Below are 17,760 nucleotides of genomic sequence, written 5' to 3'. Positions count from 1 at the left end.
AAAACAAGGGGCGTGTGGCGGTAGTGGTACAGCCGTGCTGGCCGGTGCGGTATCGGAGAGCGATGCTGCCATCGCCCGCACACCGGCCAGCAGCTAGCCGATCAGGCCAGGCTGCGCTCGTCAGCGATGATCTTGCCGTCGGCCGGCAAGCTGCCAGGCGCGCACAGGCAGACCTCGCCGCGCAGCTTGGTCAGCTCGCGCAGCGTGGCGGCCACGCTATCGAGGGTGGCGGCGTCGTGCGGGGCAGGGCACTCGGCGTGCAGCGTCATCTGGTCCTGGTGGTCGAGCTGGCGGATCACCAGCCGCACGCGGCCCAGCTGCGGGTGGCGGGCGGCCACCGTGTGGACTTGCTCCGGGTGTACGAACATGCCCTTTACCTTGGCGCTCTGGTCGGCGCGCCCCAGCCAGCCCTGGATGCGCACATTGCTGCGCCCGCACGGCGACGGGCCGGGCAGCGTGGCCGACAGGTCGCCGGTGGCAAAGCGCAGCAGCGGGTAGGCGCTGTCGAAGGTGGTGACCACCACCTCGCCGACCTCGCCGTCGGCGACGGGTTGGCCGCTGCCGGGGCTGACCAGCTCCAGCAGCACGTCTTCGTCCACCACCATGCCGGCGCCGGGCTGGCTTTCGTAGGCGATCAGCCCCAGGTCGGCGGTGGCGTAGCACTGGAACACGGTGACGCCGCGTTCTGCAAACCAGGCGCGCAGGCTGGCCGGTAGTGCTTCGCCGCTGACCAGTGCCTTGTTGAGGCGCGGCAGTGCCACGCCCAGCTGTTCGGCTTTTTCCAGGATCAGTTTCAGGAACGATGGCGTGCCGGTGTAGCCGTTGGCGCCCAGGTCGCGCATGGCCTGCACTTGCAGCTCGGTCTGGCCGGTGCCGCCGGGAAACACCGCGCAACCCAGCGCGCGGGCGCCGGCGTCCATCATCCAGCCGCCGGGGGTGAAGTGGTAGGAAAAGCCGTTGTGCACCACGTCGCCGGCGCGAAAGCCGGCGGCGTACAGGGCGCGCTGCAGGCGCCAGCCGTTGCCGTGTTGGCCTTGGGGTTCGTACAAGGGGCCGGGCGAGGCAAACAGCCGCGCCATCTGGCCGGGGGGCAGCGTGGCAAAGCCGCCAAACGGCGGGCTGGCCTGCTGTGCGGCCAACAGCGCCGATTTGCGCGTTAGCGGCAGCGTGGCCAGCGCGGCAAGGCTGGTGATGCGCTGGCAGTCTACGTCGGCCAGCAGGCGGGCGTAGGCCGGGCTATGGGTTTTGGCGTGCGCCAGCTGGGCCGGCAGGCGTGCCAGCAGCGCAGCCAGCCGGTCGCTGTGGGCGCGGGTTTCCAGTGCGTCGAGATGGGGCATGGTGGCGGTTTCCTGGTTGATGGATGCGTCGTGGCCGTCGCGGCAGCTGTTTCTGGCCACGAAATCCACGAAAAAACACGAACAAAAGCCAACCCCAGGTGTCACCAGGCCGCGTGATGCACCGCATGCAGGGTGCGGGAACGACGCTGCTGCAGGATGGCACGGCATGAAGCCATGCATGCTTCGTCAGGCATCTCACGAACGGCATCCGGCAGCCGCCCGGTCCGCTAGCGCCGCAGCGATACGCGCATGGCGTTCTTGGTTTGCCGGGTTTTTCGTGTCTTTCGTGTTTTTCGTGGCAAAAGGTTAGCCGTTGCTTCCGTGGCAAAACATCACGCCAGCCAGCGTTTGCGGCGGCGGTAGTGCTTGACGTCGCGGAAGCTCTTGCGGCCGTCGCCGCCCAGGCCCAGGTAGAACTCCTTCACGTCCTCGTTGCTGCGCAGGTCGTCGGCGCTGCCGTCCATCACCACGCGGCCGTTTTCCAGGATGTAGCCGTAGTGGGCGTATTTCAGCGCCACATTGGTGTTCTGCTCGGCCAGCAGGAAGCTGACGCCTTCCTTTTCGTTCAGCTCGCGCACGATCTCGAAGATTTCCTCCACGATCTGCGGCGCCAGCCCCATCGACGGTTCGTCCAGCAGGATCATGCGCGGGTCGGCCATCATGGCGCGGCCGATGGCCACCATCTGCTGCTCGCCGCCGCTGGTGTAGCCGGCCTGGCTCTGGCGCCGGGTTTTCAGGCGCGGGAAGTAATGGTAGATGCGCTCCAGCGCCAGCTTGATCTCGCTGCGGCTGATGGCACGGGTGTAGGCGCCGGTCAGCAGGTTTTCTTCCACGGTGAGGTGGCCAAAGCAGTGGCGGCCTTCCATCACCTGTACCACGCCCTGGCGCACCAGCTGGTCCGGCGTCAACGCGTCGATACGTTGGCCGCGAAACTCGATGCTGCCTTTGGTGACGTCGCCGCGTTCCGAGCGTAGCAGGGTGGAGATGGCTTTCAGCGTGGTGCTTTTGCCGGCACCGTTGGCGCCCAGCAGCGCCACGATCTGGCCTTCCGGTACGTCCAGCGACACGCCTTTGAGTACCAGGATCACGTGGTTGTAGATGACTTCGATATTGTTGACCGACAGCAGGTAGGGCGTAGGCGTTGCTTGCATGGCGTGGCTCCTTCCGGGGCCGGGGCAGCTGCCCCGGCCGGGTGGGTCTGGTGGGGGTGGCTTACTTCTCGGCGGCACAATCGCGCAGGGTGATGCCTTTTTCCTGCACGTATTTTTCGACCGAGGCCTTGATCAGCGGCAGCGTGACGCTGGTGTCGGCCTTGATCCAGCCCGATACCGGTTTCCAGTCCTTGCCGTCCCATTGCATGAAGCGGGTGTAGCCGCTGCCTTCGTGGTTCTGGCAACTGGTGCGCACCTGCGGGAACATGTCGCTCACGCCCAGCTCCTGCTGGCGTTTGGCGTCGATGTTGATGTTTTCCATGCCCCAGCGGATCTGGTCGCCGTTCAGCGTCTTGGCGCCGTATTTCTTCTGCGCGGCGCGGATGGCTTCCACCATCAGGATGCCGCTGACCACGCCGCGGTTGTAGTTGACGGTGCCGATGAAGCCTTTGTCCGACAGGTTGCCCTTGCCGGCGCCGTACACCACTTTTTCGATGTCCTGGATCACCGGGAACTGCTTGCCGTCCAGTGCAAAGCTGCCGGCAATGTAGCCCTTGGCGGCGTCGCCGGCGGCGATGGCGTCTTCTTCCGAGCCACCCCACCAGTTGGACACGATCTGCTCACGCGGGTAGCCCACTTTCTGCGCCGATTTCAGCGCTGCCGGCGTCATCACGCCCCAGCTGCGCAGTACCACGAAGTCCGGGCGCTCGCGGCGGATGTCCAGCCACTGCGACTGTTGTTCGGTGCCCGGCGCCGGCACCTCGATGTGTTTCAGCTCGAAGCCGTGCTTCTTGGCCATGGCGTCCAGCACCGGAATGGTTTCCTTGCCGTAGGCCGAACCGTGGTACAGGTTGACGATCTTCTTGCCGCGCAATTTGTCCATGCCGCCCAGGCGCTGGCCGATGAACTGGATCTTGGCGGTGGCCTGGCTCCAGTAGCTGGTGATCAGCGGGAAGGTGTACTTGAAGGCACGGCCATCCTGCGCGTCGGCACGGCCGAAGCCCATGGTCATCAGCGGGATCTTGTCCTTGTCGGCGCGATCCATCACTGCGTAGGTAATGCCGGTGGACATGAAGTTGAAGGCGCTGGCACCGCCGTTCTTGGCCTTCAGCCGCTCGTAGCACTCTACGCCACGGTCGTTCTTGTATTCGGTTTCGCACTCTTCGTAGGTGAGCTTCACGCCACCGACGCCGCCTTCCTTCAGGTTGACGTAGTTCAGGTAGTCGATCATGCCGCCGTAGAACTTGGCGCCGCCGGACGCGTACGGCCCCACGCGGTAGCTGGGGATGGGGATGAACTGGTCGGCAGCAATGGCGCTGCCGGCCACGGTGGCCAGTACCAGGGATGCGGCGATGATGGTCTGTTTCATGGTGATCTCTCCGGATGTTGTTGTGTTGCTGCTGGGTGGCTGGTTTGCGGCCAACCTTTCAAATACTTTTTCTGCCACAGAATCCACGGAAAACATGGAAGGGTTGGCCGTCAGGTGTTGGCGGCACTGAAGTGGCTATGTCTGTGTTTTTCTGTGTTTTCTGTGGCAAAGAGCAATCAATGCGGGAACGGCCACACGCGCAGTTTTTCCTTGGCGATCTGCCACAGCCGCGCCAGGCCGTGCGGTTCTACGATCAGGAAGAAGATGATCAGGCCGCCGAACAGCATCATTTCCAGGTTGGCCAGAAACTGCGTGCTGATGGCGCCGTGAAACAGCTGGCCGACCAGGTTCAGGCAGATCGGCAGCAGCACGATGAAGGCGGCGCCCAGGAACGACCCCAGGATGCTGCCGACGCCGCCGATGATGATCATGAACAGGATCTGGAACGAGCGGTGCAGGTCGAACGCTTGCGCGTCCACCGTGCCCAGCAGCACGAAGGCGTACAGCGCGCCGGCCACGCCGCAGTAGAACGAACTGATGGCAAACGCCAGCAGCTTGGTGCGCAGCATGCGGATGCCGATCACCTCGGCGGCCACGTCCATGTCGCGCACCGCCATCCAGGCGCGGCCGATGCTGGCGCGGGCCATGTTCTTGGCCGCCAGCGCCATGAAAGCGACGATGGACAGCGTCAGCAGGTATTTGCTGGCCGGGGTGTCGATGGCGTAGCCGAAGATCTGCATCGCCGGGGCGCTGATCACGCCGGAGCTGCTGTCATTGCTGAACCAGCTGAACTTGGTGAACACCCACTCGATGAAGAACTGCGCGGCTAGCGTGGCCACCGCCAGGTAAAAACCCTTGATGCGCAGCGACGGCAGCCCGAACGCCACCCCCACCAGCGCCGCGCACAGCCCGCCCAGGAACAGCGCCAGCAGCAGCGGCATGCCGGGGATGCGGATCATGAAGTTGTAGGTAGCGAACGCCCCCACCGCCATGAAGGCCGCCGAACCCAGCGACAGCTGGCCGGCGTAGCCGGTCAGGATGTTCAGCCCCAGCGCCGCCAGCGACAGGATCAGGAACGGGATCAGGATGCCGGACAGCAGGTAGTCGCTGGCCAGCCCCGGTACGGCCACGAAGGCCAGCGCCAGCAGCGCCAGCATGAAGCTGCGGTCCTGTGCGATGGTAAAGATGGCGGCGTCGGCCGCGTAGCTGCTCTTGAACTGCCCCGATTCACGGTAGAACATGGTTTACACCCTCTCGATGTGTTTTTCGCCGAACAGGCCTTCAGGACGTACCAGCAGGAACAGCAGCGCCAGCATGTACGGGAACCAGTTTTCGATGCCGCCGGACAGGAACGGCCCCAGGTACACCTCTGCCAGCTTCTCGCCGGCGCCGATGATCAGGCCGCCGACAATGGCGCCCGGAATCGAGGTAAAGCCGCCCAGAATCAGCACCGGCAAGGCCTTCAGCACCACCAGCGTCAGCGCAAACTGCACGCCCAGCCGCGAACCCCACAGTAAGCCGGCCACCAGCGCCACAAAGCCGGCCACGCCCCACACGATGGCCCAGATGTGTTTCAGTGGAATGCCGACCGACATCGCGGCCTGGTGGTCGTCGGCCACGGCGCGCAGCGCCCGGCCCAGCTTGGTCTTGCTGAAGAACAGCGCCAGTGCCGCTACCAGCGTGCCGCCGACGGCAGCGGCGAACAGGTCGAACTTGGAAATGAACACGCCGGCTACGTCGAATGGTTCGTCGGTAATGCCCAGCTCCAAGCCGTGCACGTCGGTGCCCCACACCATCTGCGCCATGCCTTCCAGAAAGAAGGACAGCCCGATGGTGGCCATGAACAGGGTGATCGGCGGCTGGTTCACCAGCGGGCGCAGCACCACGCGTTCGATGCCCACGCCCAGCGCCACCATCAGCACCAGCGTCAGCAGCAGCGCCAGCCAGAACGGCACCCCCATCGCCTGGATGGACACGAACGACAGCGCGGCAAACAGCACCATCGCGCCCTGGGCAAAGTTGAACACGCCGGACGCCTTGTAAATCAGCACGAAGCCCAGCGCCACCAGCGAATACATCACACCGGCAAGCAGGCCGCCCACCAGCACCTCCAGAAAAAACTGCCATTCCATGACTTGCTCCTTTCATGTCTGCGGCCAATCTTGCATGCCCCTGTCTTGCTTGCCGGCAAGGCGAGGGCGTCCGTGCCGCGCGGGCACGGGTTGGGCTGCAGGCTGGGGGGTTAGTGGCTGCCGCCGAGGTAGGCGGCGATCACGTCGGGGTTGACGCGGATTTCGTCCGGGCTGCCGTCACCGATCTTTTTGCCGTAGTCCAGCACCACGATGCGGTCGGAGATATCCATCACCACGCCCATGTCGTGTTCGATCAGCACGATGGTGGTGCCGAACTCGTCGTTGACGTCGAGGATGAAGCGGCACATGTCCTGCTTTTCTTCCACGTTCATGCCGGCCATCGGCTCGTCCAGCAACAACAGGCTGGGTTCGGCGGCCAGCGCGCGCGCCAGCTCCACCCGTTTTTGCAGGCCGTAGGGCAGGCGGCCGACCGGGGTTTTGCGGATGTGCTGGATTTCCAGGAAGTCGATGATCTTTTCCACGTAGGCGCGGTGGGCCATTTCCTCGCGCTGGGCGCGGCCCCAGTACAGCGCCTGCTGGATGAAGTTGGCGCGCATCTTCAGGTTGCGGCCAGTCATGATGTTGTCCAGCACGCTCATGCCCTTGAACAAGGCGATGTTCTGGAAAGTGCGCGCAATGCCTTGCCGTGCTGCCTGGTGCGGGCGCATGCGCTCGCGCGCCTGGCCGCGGTACACCACGCGCCCCTGCTGCGGGTGGTAGACGCCGTTGATCACGTTGAGCATGGAGCTCTTGCCGGCACCGTTGGGGCCGATGATGGACAGGATCTCGTGCTCGCGTACTTCCAGGCTGATGTTGGTCAGCGCTTTCACGCCGCCGAACGACAGCGAGATGGCGTCGGCTTGCAGGATGACGTCGCCGATTTTGCGGTGCGGGTTCATGCGGCCTCCTGGCTGATGGCGCTAAAGGTGCGGGCGTCGCGGATCTGCAGCGTGGCGCGCAGTTGGCCGCTGCGGCCGTCTTCGAATTTCACCACGGTGTCGATGCTGCACTCGCGGCTGTTGTCGTACAGGGCCTCGATCAGCGGTGCGTAGCGTTCGGCGATGAACTTGCGCCGTACCTTGCGGGTGCGGGTGAGCTCGCCGTCGTCGGCGTCCAGCTCCTTGTGCAGGATCAGGTAGCGCTTGATCTGGCTGCCGTGCAGCTTGGGGTCGCGCGCCAGGTCGGCGTTCATTTTCTCGATGCACTCGCGGATCAGCTCGTACACCGGCTCCTGGCCGGCCAGGTCGGTGTAGCCGGTGTAGGCCAGGCCGCGTTTTTCGGCCCAGTTGCCTACTGCGGTGAGGTCGATGTTGATGAAGGCGGTGGCGTAGTCGCGGCCGTCGCCGAAGGCGACAACTTCCTTGATGTGCTGGAAGAACTTCAGCTTGTTTTCCAGGTACTTGGGCGCAAACAGGCTGCCGTCGCGCAGGCGGCCAACGTCTTTGGCGCGGTCGATGATCTTCAGCTGGCCATCTTCGTCGAAGTAGCCGGCGTCGCCGCTGAACACCCAGCCTTCGTCGTTACGGGTTTCGCTGGTGGCGTCCGGGCGCTGCCAGTAGCTGTGGAAGGTGCCGGGGCCACGGAACAGTACCTCGCCGTTGTCGGCAATTTTCACTTCCACGCCGGGCACCGGCACGCCCACGGTGTCCGGCTTTACTTTGTCGTTGGGGTGTACGCACACCATCACGTAGGCCTCGGTCTGGCCGTACAGCTGCTTGATGTTGACGCCGATGGCGCGGTAGAAGTCGAACAGTTCGGGGCCGATGGCTTCGCCTGCGGTATAGGCCAGCTTCAGGCGGGTGAAACCCAGCACGTTCTTCACCGGGCCGTACACTAGGTATTCGCCCAGCTTGTAGCCCAGGCGGTCCCAGAAGCCTACCGGCTTGCCTTCCAGGATGTCGGTGCCCACGCGGCGGGCGTGGTTCATGAAGTAATGGAACAGCCAGTACTTGAAGCGGCCGGCGTCTTCCATGCGGATCATCACCTGGGTCAGCAGGTTTTCGTACACGCGCGGTGGGGCAAAGTAGTAGCTGGGGCCGATCTCGCGCATGTCGGTCATTACCGTGTCGCTGCTTTCCGGGCACGACACGCAAAAGCCGGTCACCAGCGACTGGGCGTAGGAAAACAGGTTGTCGCCCACCCAGGCCATCGGCAGGTAGGCCAGCACTTCTTCGTGCTCGGTCAGCCCTTCCAGGTTGGCCGCATTGCGCGCGGTGATGATCATGCTGTCGTAGGTGTGCAGCACGCCTTTGGGGTTGCCGGTGGTGCCGCTGGTGTACAGCATGATGGCCGGGTCGCTGCCGCGGCCCATTTCCAGCATGCTCTGGTAGAACAGCGGGTGCTCGTCGTGATGGATGCGGCCGGCGCCAAGGATCTCGGCCATGTCGTACACGCCATCGTGCTGGTAGTGGCGCATGCCGCGCGGGTCGTCGTAGACGATGGCCTGCAGCGCCGGCAGCCGGTCGCGGATTTCCAGCAGCTTGTCTACCTGCTCCTGGTCTTCCACCACCGCCATTGCCACCCCGGCATCGGCCAGCGCAAACACCATTTCCTCCGCCACCGCGTCCTGGTACAGCGGTACCGGAATGCCGCCCATGCTTTGTGCCGCCATGATCGCCATGTACAGGCGCGGGCGGTTGTCGCCTACAACCGCCAGGCGGTCGCCGCGCTTGAAGCCCTTGGCCGCCAGGCCCAGGGCCAGGGCACGCACTTCGGCGGCTACCTGTTCCCAGGTCCAGGTTTGCCAGATGCCGAGGTCTTTCTCGCGCATGGCGGGGCGCTTGCCGCGCTGGGCGGCGTGGGCTTGCAGCAGCTTGGGAAAGGTGTCGGGCACGCTTTCCTGGGCAGCGGCAGGGCGAAGGGTTTCAGGCTTTGCCATCTCTTTGTGTCTCCTGGGTTCTTGTGTTGGCCGCAAGCGCAGCCGGGGTACAAGCAGCCCTCTGGCGGGGCTTTGCGGGTAGTGCAGCAATCAAACCGGGACAAACAGGGCGGCAGCGGGGGGTGGGCTGCGCAGGTGATGCAAGGCTTGTGGCCTTGTCGTTGACGTAAACGTCAACTTGATGGGTGTAAGCTAAAGCAAGCGCTCAGTTTTATGCAACAGGGTTGCAATAGGATAGACGGATATTGCACTGCGCCATGTGGCGCTTCCGTCACAACGCCGGCGGCGCGGTGACGGAACGGCTTGATCAGTAACGGTAAAAACCCTTGCCGCTCTTGCGGCCCAAGTGGCCGGCGGCTACCAGCTGCACCAGCAGCGGGCAGGCGCGGTATTTGGAATCGCGGAACTCGCGGTACAGGATGTCCATGATCGACAGGCAGGTATCCAGCCCGATCAGGTCGGCCAGCGCCAGCGGGCCGATGGGGTGGTTCATGCCCAGTTTCATCACGGTGTCGATGTCTTCGGCGCTGGCCAGGTTTTCGTACAGCACGAAGGCGGCCTCGTTGATCATCGGCATCAGCACGCGGTTGGATACGAAGCCGGCGCCGTCTTTTACCGTCACCGGGGTCTTGCCCAATTCCAGGCTGAGGGCGTGGATGCGGGCGTGGGTGTCGTCGCTGGTTTGCAGCGCGCGGATGATTTCCACCAGCTGCATTACCGGCACCGGGTTCATGAAGTGCATGCCGATCACGCGCTCCGGCTTTTTCACCCACGAGGCGATGGTGGTCAGCGAGATCGACGAAGTGTTGGACGCCAGAAGGGTGTCGGCCGGTACCGCGTCGGCCAGTTGGCGGAAAATCTGCTCCTTGATCTGCGCGTTTTCGGTGGCGGCTTCCACCACCAGTTCGCAACCGGCCAGATCGGCAAGCGCGGTGCTGCCGCGGATGCGCGACAGAATGGACACGGCCTCGTTGTCGTTGAACACGCCTTTCTTCACCAGCCGGCTGAGGCTGCTGCTGATGGCGGCCAGGCCGCGGTCCAGTGCGGCTTGCGATACGTCTGTCATGATCACGTTAAAGCCTGCCTGGGCAAAAACCTGGGCAATACCGTTGCCCATGGTGCCGGCTCCTACCACGCCTACGCTGCGGGATGTCATTGCTTGCTCTCCTTCGGATGTTGCCGATCTGGCAATAAGTTCTAGTTTACGTTAACGTAAACTTATTGGCCATCGCAAGCAGGTCGTGTTTCGGTTTGTTGCGGCGGCAGGCTGGCAGCGTGCCGGCTTGGCGTCGCCGTATTACAATATGGCGACGCTTCATCGGCTTTTTTCACCGTCCGCACAGAATCAGGAGACGACGTGACTGCAGCAGCAGACCGCACATTCAGCATTTCCGAACTGGCACAGGAGTTCGACGTGACCACCCGTGCCATCCGCTTTTACGAGTCGGAAGGGCTGCTCACCCCGGAGCGCCAGGGCCAGCGCCGCATCTACTCGCGCCGCGACCGCGTGCGCCTGATGCTGACGCTGCGCGGCAAGCGCATCGGCCTGTCGCTGCAGGAAATCCGCGAGCTGTTCGAGCTGTACGATGCGGCCAACAACGACGAGCCGCAGCTGATGAAGTTTGTCGATATCCTGACCCGCCGCGAACAGCAGCTGACGCAGCAGATGCAGGACATCCAGCTGGTGCTGCGCGAAATCGGCCAGTTGAAGGCACAGTGCGAGCACTGGATGGAAAAGCGCAGCGGCGGCTTGCCGGAGTAAGCCGGCCTGATCGTGGTAGGCATGCAAAAGCCGCAGCGGGTGCTGCGGCTTTTTGTTGTTGGCCAGCGCGTACCGACCCTAGTGCAGCCCCATCAAATGACGGGCCACGGCATGGTAGGCCGGCAGCGAGGTGGCATCGTTGGCCGCATTGCCGGCTACCGGGTGGCTGGCAAAACGCGCAATCACCATCTGGGCTGTCGGGTCGATATACAGCGCCTGGCCGTGCACGCCGCGTGCCATGTACGCGCCGTGGGCGTTATGGCTGACCCACCACATATTGCGGTAGCTCCAGCCGGTGAGCTGGCTGTAGCCGGCTTTGGCAAAGTCGGCCTGGCTGGCGCCACGGCGGATGTCGGCGATAACGCTGCGCGGCAGGATCTGCTGCCCGCTGTATTGCCCTTGCTGCAACATCATCTGCCCAAAGCGCGCCAGGTCGCGCAGGCCGGCATTCAGGCCGCCGCCAGCAAACGGCGTGCCGGTGCTGTCCACGCTCATGTAGGCGTCTTGCTCGGCACCCAGCCGCCGCCAGATGCGTTCGGACAGCAAATCGGCCACGTTGCGGCCGCTGACACGGGTCAGCACCCAGCCTAACGCGTCGGTATTGGCGGTGCGGTAGTGGAAGGCCTCGCCGTGTTGCCCTTCGGGCTGTACGGTCGTCAGAAATTCGTAGTAACTGCGCGGCCCGCTATAGTCCGCCGGTTTGGGTAGCGGGTTGCCGGCTGCGGCGTGCGCCCAGACCTCGGCCTTGGGGTCGGCGTAGTCTTCGCTGAAACGGATGCCGGTGGTCATGTCCATCAGCTGCCGTACGGTGGCGTTACCAAAGGCCGATGCGGCCAACTCCGGTACGTAGTGAGCTACCTGGCGGCTAGGGTCCAGCTTGCCTTCGGCCGCCAGCAGGGCGGCCAGGGTGCCGATGAAGGTTTTGGTCACCGACATCGCACCGTGCTGGCCGTCGGCCTTCAGTACCCCGAAGTAGCGTTCGTACACCACCTTGCCCTTGTGCAGGATGAGCATGCCGTCGGTGTAGTTGGCCGCCAGCGACTGTTGCCAGCTGATGGGCTGCTTGCTGCCGGTCGGGGTGAAGGTCAGCGTGTCGATATCGCTGCGCAGTGCGCGTGGCAGCGTGGTGGTGGCCCCCAGCCCGCGCGAGATGTTGACGGTGGGCATGAGCTGGCGAAAGTGCGACACGCTCCAGCGCATTTGCGGAAAGCGGAAGTAACTGCCGTCTTCGAAACGGATGATCTTGTCGGCGGGTGGTGGCGAACCCACCATCCAGCCCAAGGTGGCCGGGTCGCTGGCGGCGGCATCGGGCGGGGTATTGCTGGCATGGGCGGTACTGGCCAGTAGCAGGCTGCCCAGCAGTGTCAGAGTGTGTTTTTGAGATGAAAGCATGGCATTCCTTCACGGGGCAGGGCTGTTGGAGGGGCTGGTCGCGGCGGGGTTGGCCGCAAGTCAGGTTGTGGTCCGGTCTGGCCCGACTGTCGCGGTGGCGTCGGCCTCATGGCATACCACGCACAATTTGTTGCCGTCCGGGTCGCGAAAGTAGGCGCCGTAATAATGTGCGTGGTAGTGCGGTCGCAGGCCGGGAGCGCCCTCGCAGCGGCCGCCGTGTGCCAGTGCGGCCTGGTAGGCTGTGTCCACCTGGCTGCGTGTGGCCGCCAGCAGGGCGATGGTCTGGCCGTTGCCGGGCGTGGCGGTTTGGCCGTCCAGTGGCTTGCCGATCAGCAGCAACGGCCGCGGGCCGGGTTCGCTTTGCCAGCCGGCCCACGGTCGCGACGGGTCGCAAAAGCGTTCGCGAATGCCCAGCGCCTGCATCAGCGGGCGGTAGAAGGCGAGGGCGCGGTCGAAGTCGTTGATGCCGATGCAGATGTGCGAAAACATGGTTTTTCTCCGCAGGGTGGGGGGCCGCGTGTCACAGCGTCTTGTGCATCAGCGTGGCGCTGGCCGGGCACAGGCCGGCAAACTGCTTGCTGTGGCGGATGGCCTGCGGTGCTTGTTCGCGCACCTGTGGCTGGTAGCCGTGGCGGGCAAAGTAGGGGGCGGCGCTGGTCGTCAGCAGATAAAGCGAGGTCATGCCTTGGTGTCTGGCCCACTGCTCGGCGTGCTGCAACAAGTGGCTGGCCAGGCCCTGGCCTTGCGCGGCAGGCGCGGTGGCGACCGAGCGCAGCAAACCGTCGTGACGGTGGCGCTCGATGCCGGCCACCGCCAGCCATTGACCGTGTTGCTGGATGCCGAACAGGGTGAGATCCGGGCGGCTGAAAACATCGTCGCAGGGCAGGCCGGCGGCGTGTAACAGTGGCTGTGCGGCTTCGGCTTGGGCCAGGGTGTCGATTTGCATGGTAGTCACCTTGTTTTGTCTGCATCATGATGATGCCATCTGTGCTGCGGTGTCTACGCCACAGCGTACCGTGTCGGGCTTGAAAAGATTGCCATGTTTACGTTAACGTAAACGTTATCTAACCGGAGGCGTGAATCATGCACAACGAAGCGATCGTGATTGTCGGTATGGCCCGTACGGCCATGGGTGGGTTTCAGGGCGTATTTGCCAGCCAGAGCGCCAGCGACCTGGGCGCGGTCGCCATCCGCGCCGCAGTGGCACGTGCCGGCATTGCGCCGGATGCGGTGGAAGAGGTGATCATGGGCTGCGTGCTGCCTGCCGGGCAAGGCCAGGCGCCGGCGCGCCAGGCAGCGATCAAGGGCGGGCTGCCGCTGGCGGCGGGTGCTACCACCATCAACAAGATGTGCGGTTCCGGCATGAAGGCGCTGATGCTGGCCAACGACCTGCTGAAAGCCGGTGCGGCCAAGGTGATGGTGGCCGGCGGCATGGAAAGCATGAGCAATGCGCCGTATGTGATTCCGAAAGCACGGGGTGGCCTGCGCCTGGGCCACGGCGAGATCAAGGACCACATGTTCCTCGACGGCCTGGAAGACGCCTACGACAAGGGCCAGCTGATGGGGGTGTTTGCCGAAGCCTGCGCAGACAAGTACGGCTTTAGCCGCGCCGCGCAGGACGAATACGCCATCGCGTCGCTGACCCGTGCACAGCAGGCCATCCAAAGCGGTGCATTTGCCGGCGAGATTGCACCGGTCACCATCAGCGGCCGCAAGGGCGACGAGGTGGTGAGCGTGGACGAGCAGCCGCTGAAGGCCAACCTGGACAAGATCCCCACGCTGAAGCCGGCTTTCCGCAAGGACGGTACCGTGACGCCGGCCAACGCCAGCTCCATTTCCGACGGTGCTGCCGCGCTGGTGCTGATGCGCGAAAGCGACGCGCTGGCGCAGGGTCTGACCCCGCTGGCGCGCATTGTTGGCCACAGCACCCACGCGCACGAGCCGGCGTGGTTTTCCACCGCCCCGGTGGGCGCCATGCAAAAGCTGTTTGCCCAAACCGGCTGGACGGCGGACGACGTCGACCTGTTCGAGATCAACGAAGCGTTTGCCGTGGTGACCATGGCCGCCATGCACGACCTGGGTCTGCCGCACGCCAAGGTCAACGTCAACGGTGGTGCCTGCGCGCTGGGCCACCCGATCGGCGCGTCCGGCGCCCGTATCGTGGTGTCGCTGATCGCGGCGCTGCAGGCGCGCGGCGGCAAGCGCGGCGTGGCCAGCCTGTGTATCGGCGGCGGCGAAGCCACCGCCCTGGCGGTAGAGCTGGTGTAACTTGTTTTCTGCCACGGAAGGCACGCAGGCCGATATCTTTTAGCCACGAAATCCACGAAAAACACCAAATGGGCGGCGTTCTTGTGGAGGTTTTGTCCGTGGTTTTCGTGTCTTTCGTGGCAAAAGGGTTTGCCTTTGCCTGCACAGGCAGGGTTGGCCGCTAGTACGCATAGAAAAGCAAAGGAATCAGCATGTTGCTGACAACAGAACAAGAACAGGTCGTGGACGCGGTACGCCGTTTCGTGGCCAGCGAGGTCGCACCGCATGCGGCGGCGTGGGACCGTGAGCACAGCTTTCCGCGCCAGGCGCTGAGCGGGCTGGGCGAGCTGGGCTGCTTCGGCCTGACGGTATCGCCGGACTGGGACGGCGCCGGCTTCGATTACCTGACGCTGGCGGCGGTGATCGAGGAAATCGCTGCCGGTGACGGCGCGCTGTCCACCATCATTTCGGTCATCAACTCGGTGGGGTGCGGCCCGATCGAGCGCTTCGGTAATGATTGGCAGAAGGATACTTTCCTGCGCCGCATCGCCCGTGGCGAATGGCTGTCGGCGTTCTGCCTCACCGAACCGGACGCCGGTTCCGACGCGGCCAACCTGCGCAGCCGCGCCGTGCGCGACGGCGACGATTACGTCATCAACGGCGTCAAGCAGTTCATCACCAACGGCAAGCACGCCGACGTGGCCATCGTGTTTGCGGTAACCGACCCGGCAGCCGGCAAGAAGGGCATCAGTGCGTTTCTGGTGCCGACCGCCACCCCGGGTTACACCGTGGCCAAGGTGGAAGACAAGCTGGGCCAGCACGCGTCGGACACCTGCCAGATCGTGTTCGATAACGTACGGGTGCCGGCCAGCCACCGCCTGGGGGCGGAAGGCGAGGGCTACAAGATCGCACTGGCCAACCTGGAATCCGGCCGCATCGGCATTGCCGCACAGTGCCTGGGCATGGCACGGGCGGCGCTAGAGTTTGCCACCCGCTACGCCACCGAGCGCCACACCTTTGGCCAGCCCATCATCCGCCATCAGGCGGTGGGTTTCCGTCTGGCCGAGGCGGCAGCGCGGCTGGAGGCGGCCCGCCAGCTGGTGTGGCACGCTGCCGCGTTGAAAGACGCCGGCAAGCCTTGCCTGAAGGAGTCCAGCATGGCCAAGCTGATGGCGTCGGAAATGGCCGAGGCAGTGTGCTCGGCGGCCATCCAGACGCTGGGCGGCTACGGTTACCTGAGCGACTACCCGGTGGAGCGCATCTACCGCGACGTGCGCGTGGCGCAGATTTACGAAGGCACGTCGGACGTGCAGAAGCTGGTGATTGCGCGGGCGCTGGAAGACGCGTTGCGCTAAGTGCCGGGCTGGCGGCCAGGGTTGGCCGCAGGGCAGACGTGACAAGGGCCGGTGCGTGCACCGGCCCTTGCGATATGGCAGACAAAGCCTGTTTGCCATGCACACGGGCTTTGTGTTGTGAACGGTAAGGCTGCCAATTCAACAGCCGATGGAGTGCGGCCCGGCTTTGCCGGGGCCGGTAACGCTTTGGCGGGTAAGTTGTGTGCAGCCTGGCAAGGGCCGGTGCGTGCACCGGCCCTTGCGTCTTTGGCCACCCATGCTGTCAGCGGCCAACCTTGTCCAGCGAAGCGGCAAAGTCGCCGGCGTCCTGGTAGCCAATCACCTTGTGCACCAGCTCGCCCTGTGCGTTGTACAGCATGATGCCCGGCGGGCCGTACAGGCCGAAGCGTTTCAGCAACGCCTGATGTTCGGCGTTATTGGCCGTTACGTCGGCCTGCAGCAGCCGCAGCTTGCCCATGCGGGCGGCGATGTCGGGGTGGCGGAAGGTGGTTTCTTCCATCTCGATGCAGCTCACACACCAGTCGGCGTAAAAATCCAGCAACACCGGCTGGCCGGCAGCTTTGGCCTGTGCCAGCGCGGCGTCCAGCTCGGCGCTATTGGCAATGCGCTGGAACGCCGGCTTGGCGGCCAATTGGCCTTGCCAGATAGCGGCCAGCGGCAAGCGCGGCGACGGCGCGCCGGTGGCGGCACCGACGATTTGCAGCAGGCCGGCCAGCGTCAGCATGGTGGCAATGGCGCTCAATAGCCAGCGTCCGGCGCCGCGTGCTGTTGGCCGCTGCCGGCTCAGCAGCAGCCACCAGGCGCTGCCCAGCGCCAGCGACGCCCACAGCAGCATGGTCAGCCAGACCGGCAGGAAGGGGCCTGCCATCCAGATGGCCACGCCCAGCATTACCACGCCGAAGGTGTATTTCACTTGCTGCATCCAGGCGCCGGCGCGCGGCAGGATGTGGCCGCCAAAAGTGCCCACCAGCAGCAGCGGCAGGCCCAGGCCCATCGCCATGCTGTACAGCGCGGCCCCGCCCAGCAGCGCGTCGCCGGTCTGGCCGATGTAGCCCAGCGCCAGCGCCAGCGGCGGTGCCACGCAGGGGCCGACCAGCAGCGCCGACAGCGCGCCCATGGCAAACACGCTGGCCAGGCGGCCGCCGCCCAGCTTGTTGCTGTGGTTGGCCAGCCGGCTTTGCAGCGCCGACGGCAGCTGGATGGTAATCAGGTCGAACATGCCCAGCGCAAACACCACCATCAGCGCGCTGGCGGCCAGAATCACCGCTGGCTGCTGCAACCAGACCGTGAGCAGGCTACCGGTTTTGCCGGCAATCACGCCGACGGCGGTGTAGGTGAGCGCCAGGCCTTGCACGTAGGCAAAGGTCAGCACAAAGCCGCGCGTCTTGTTGAGGCGCTGGCCCTGGCCGGCCACCATGCTGGAAACAATCGGCAGCAGCGGGTACATGCAGGCGGTAAACGCCATGCCGATGCCGGCCAGCAGGAAGGTGAGCAGCGTGCCCAGCCATTGCTGCCGGCTCAGCGTCGGGGCGGCGTCGTCAGCGCTGGCAGCCGGGGCCAGCCAGTCGGCCAGGCGGCCGTCGCCCGGCTTCAGCTTGTGGGTGTACGGCGGGTAGCACAGGCCGGCGTCGGCACAGCCCTGGATGGTGGCTAGCAGCGTGAAGTTGTCCGGTAGCGGCGCGCGGGTGATCGGTACGGTGAAGGTCACACGCTGGTGGTACACCTGCTGCAAGCCGAAGTACGGGTCTTGCTTGGCTTCGCCGGCGGGCAGCTGCGGGCTGCCCACCACGCCGGCCGGCTCGCTGCCGATGCGGGTGCGGTCGCGGTACAGGTAGTAGCCGGGGGCGATATCCACGTGCACCAGCAGTTGCTGGCCCTGTTGTTCCAAGCGGGCGGCAAACGCTTTTTCGGGAGGGAGCAGGTCGTTCGGGTCCAGCGCGCTGGCCGGCAGGGCGGCCAACAGCAGCAGCAAGGGGAACAGCCAGTGAAACAGACGCGACAATGCGGGCATGATGGTTTCGGGCAGACAAATGAACAGGGGTAGACCACGCCGGCAGCAGGGCGTTCCGGCGCGACGCAGCTTATCACAGCCACCGTACCGTGGTGGCAGCAGGCGTTTAAACGAGTGTTTGCTTAT

Annotated in this window: 15 protein-coding genes; 3 read left to right on the top strand and 12 right to left on the bottom strand. The window is 64.7% G+C overall.

Going from position 1 to position 17,760, the window contains the following annotated elements; genetic code table 11:
• Positions 1-101: 101 nt before the first annotated feature.
• The 8 genes from FLQ03_RS02010 to FLQ03_RS01975 form a co-directional block, all read right to left on the bottom strand.
• A complete protein-coding gene (locus tag FLQ03_RS02010; RefSeq protein ID WP_144373063.1) occupies positions 102-1,337 on the bottom strand; it encodes a phenylacetate--CoA ligase family protein in 1,236 nt (411 codons plus the stop codon).
• A gap of 332 nt (positions 1,338-1,669) precedes the next feature.
• Positions 1,670-2,488: an ABC transporter ATP-binding protein gene (locus FLQ03_RS02005; protein ID WP_144373062.1), complete on the bottom strand. Its 819-nt coding sequence runs from the start codon at positions 2,486-2,488 to the stop codon at positions 1,670-1,672.
• Positions 2,489-2,549: 61 nt separating this feature from the next.
• Positions 2,550-3,857, bottom strand: a complete 1,308-nt coding sequence (locus FLQ03_RS02000) for an ABC transporter substrate-binding protein (protein ID WP_144373061.1) — start codon at positions 3,855-3,857, stop codon at positions 2,550-2,552.
• A gap of 176 nt (positions 3,858-4,033) precedes the next feature.
• On the bottom strand, positions 4,034-5,098 hold the full coding sequence (locus FLQ03_RS01995) for a branched-chain amino acid ABC transporter permease (protein WP_144373060.1): 1,065 nt from the start codon (positions 5,096-5,098) through the stop codon (positions 4,034-4,036).
• 3 nt (positions 5,099-5,101) lie between these two features.
• The gene (locus FLQ03_RS01990) at positions 5,102-5,989 is read right to left on the bottom strand and encodes a branched-chain amino acid ABC transporter permease (RefSeq protein ID WP_144373059.1); all 888 of its coding nucleotides are present in this window, start codon (positions 5,987-5,989) and stop codon (positions 5,102-5,104) included.
• Between the two features lie 110 nt (positions 5,990-6,099).
• Positions 6,100-6,888, bottom strand: a complete 789-nt coding sequence (locus FLQ03_RS01985; RefSeq protein WP_144373058.1) for an ABC transporter ATP-binding protein — start codon at positions 6,886-6,888, stop codon at positions 6,100-6,102.
• Positions 6,885-8,867 carry an AMP-binding protein gene (locus FLQ03_RS01980; RefSeq protein ID WP_144373057.1) on the bottom strand — a complete coding sequence of 661 codons (1,983 nt, stop codon included), beginning with the start codon at positions 8,865-8,867 and terminating at the stop codon, positions 6,885-6,887. Before FLQ03_RS01980 ends, FLQ03_RS01985 begins: the two co-directional genes overlap by 4 nt.
• A 307-nt stretch (positions 8,868-9,174) precedes the next feature.
• On the bottom strand, positions 9,175-10,023 hold the full coding sequence (locus FLQ03_RS01975; RefSeq protein WP_144373056.1) for a 3-hydroxybutyryl-CoA dehydrogenase: 849 nt from the start codon (positions 10,021-10,023) through the stop codon (positions 9,175-9,177).
• Between the two features lie 201 nt (positions 10,024-10,224).
• Here FLQ03_RS01975 and FLQ03_RS01970 point away from each other — a divergent pair, with 201 nt between their 5' ends.
• Complete coding sequence (locus tag FLQ03_RS01970; protein ID WP_144373055.1) at positions 10,225-10,629, top strand: MerR family transcriptional regulator; 405 nt, start codon at positions 10,225-10,227, stop codon at positions 10,627-10,629.
• A gap of 78 nt (positions 10,630-10,707) precedes the next feature.
• On the opposite strand, the gene FLQ03_RS01965 is transcribed toward FLQ03_RS01970, so the two are convergent.
• From FLQ03_RS01965 to arsN2, 3 genes are read right to left on the bottom strand one after another with little or no spacing between them, the layout of a single operon-like run.
• On the bottom strand, positions 10,708-12,021 hold the full coding sequence (locus FLQ03_RS01965) for a serine hydrolase domain-containing protein (protein ID WP_144373054.1): 1,314 nt from the start codon (positions 12,019-12,021) through the stop codon (positions 10,708-10,710).
• Positions 12,022-12,081: 60 nt separating this feature from the next.
• Positions 12,082-12,510: a VOC family protein gene (locus FLQ03_RS01960; protein ID WP_144373053.1), complete on the bottom strand. Its 429-nt coding sequence runs from the start codon at positions 12,508-12,510 to the stop codon at positions 12,082-12,084.
• Positions 12,511-12,541: 31 nt separating this feature from the next.
• Entirely contained in the window at positions 12,542-12,967 is a 426-nt protein-coding gene (arsN2, locus tag FLQ03_RS01955; protein WP_144373052.1) for an arsenic resistance N-acetyltransferase ArsN2, read from the bottom strand.
• Between the two features lie 137 nt (positions 12,968-13,104).
• On the opposite strand from arsN2, the gene FLQ03_RS01950 reads away from it, so the two are divergent.
• Together FLQ03_RS01950 and FLQ03_RS01945 are read left to right on the top strand one after the other, a co-directional pair.
• Positions 13,105-14,289: an acetyl-CoA C-acyltransferase gene (locus FLQ03_RS01950; protein WP_144373051.1), complete on the top strand. Its 1,185-nt coding sequence runs from the start codon at positions 13,105-13,107 to the stop codon at positions 14,287-14,289.
• A gap of 191 nt (positions 14,290-14,480) precedes the next feature.
• Positions 14,481-15,623 carry an acyl-CoA dehydrogenase family protein gene (locus FLQ03_RS01945; RefSeq protein WP_144373050.1) on the top strand — a complete coding sequence of 381 codons (1,143 nt, stop codon included), beginning with the start codon at positions 14,481-14,483 and terminating at the stop codon, positions 15,621-15,623.
• A gap of 262 nt (positions 15,624-15,885) precedes the next feature.
• Here FLQ03_RS01945 and dsbD read toward each other — a convergent pair whose 3' ends face one another.
• Positions 15,886-17,634, bottom strand: coding sequence for a protein-disulfide reductase DsbD (dsbD, locus tag FLQ03_RS01940; protein WP_144373049.1), 1,749 nt, complete (start codon positions 17,632-17,634; stop codon positions 15,886-15,888).
• Positions 17,635-17,760 lie beyond the last annotated feature (126 nt).

This window comes from Vogesella urethralis (assembly GCF_007644045.2).
Lineage (GTDB): Bacteria > Pseudomonadota > Gammaproteobacteria > Burkholderiales > Chromobacteriaceae > Vogesella > Vogesella urethralis.
The sequence above is the reverse complement of the archived record's forward strand: the minus strand, read 5'-3'. Positions and strand labels throughout refer to the sequence as shown.

Excerpts from the sequence above, each read along its gene's own strand:
- FLQ03_RS01995 (WP_144373060.1), bottom strand. The coding sequence starts at position 5,098 with ATGTTCTACCGTGAATCGGGGCAGTTCAAGAGCAGCTACGCGGCCGAC.
- FLQ03_RS01980 (WP_144373057.1), bottom strand. The coding sequence starts at position 8,867 with ATGGCAAAGCCTGAAACCCTTCGCCCTGCCGCTGCCCAGGAAAGCGTG.
- arsN2 (WP_144373052.1), bottom strand. The coding sequence starts at position 12,967 with ATGCAAATCGACACCCTGGCCCAAGCCGAAGCCGCACAGCCACTGTTA.
- FLQ03_RS02005 (WP_144373062.1), bottom strand. The coding sequence starts at position 2,488 with ATGCAAGCAACGCCTACGCCCTACCTGCTGTCGGTCAACAATATCGAA.
- FLQ03_RS02000 (WP_144373061.1), bottom strand. The coding sequence starts at position 3,857 with ATGAAACAGACCATCATCGCCGCATCCCTGGTACTGGCCACCGTGGCC.
- FLQ03_RS01960 (WP_144373053.1), bottom strand. The coding sequence starts at position 12,510 with ATGTTTTCGCACATCTGCATCGGCATCAACGACTTCGACCGCGCCCTC.
- FLQ03_RS01965 (WP_144373054.1), bottom strand. The coding sequence starts at position 12,021 with ATGCTTTCATCTCAAAAACACACTCTGACACTGCTGGGCAGCCTGCTA.
- FLQ03_RS01985 (WP_144373058.1), bottom strand. The coding sequence starts at position 6,888 with ATGAACCCGCACCGCAAAATCGGCGACGTCATCCTGCAAGCCGACGCC.
- FLQ03_RS01975 (WP_144373056.1), bottom strand. The coding sequence starts at position 10,023 with ATGACATCCCGCAGCGTAGGCGTGGTAGGAGCCGGCACCATGGGCAAC.
- FLQ03_RS02010 (WP_144373063.1), bottom strand. The coding sequence starts at position 1,337 with ATGCCCCATCTCGACGCACTGGAAACCCGCGCCCACAGCGACCGGCTG.
- dsbD (WP_144373049.1), bottom strand. The coding sequence starts at position 17,634 with ATGCCCGCATTGTCGCGTCTGTTTCACTGGCTGTTCCCCTTGCTGCTG.
- FLQ03_RS01945 (WP_144373050.1), top strand. The coding sequence starts at position 14,481 with ATGTTGCTGACAACAGAACAAGAACAGGTCGTGGACGCGGTACGCCGT.
- FLQ03_RS01950 (WP_144373051.1), top strand. The coding sequence starts at position 13,105 with ATGCACAACGAAGCGATCGTGATTGTCGGTATGGCCCGTACGGCCATG.
- FLQ03_RS01990 (WP_144373059.1), bottom strand. The coding sequence starts at position 5,989 with ATGGAATGGCAGTTTTTTCTGGAGGTGCTGGTGGGCGGCCTGCTTGCC.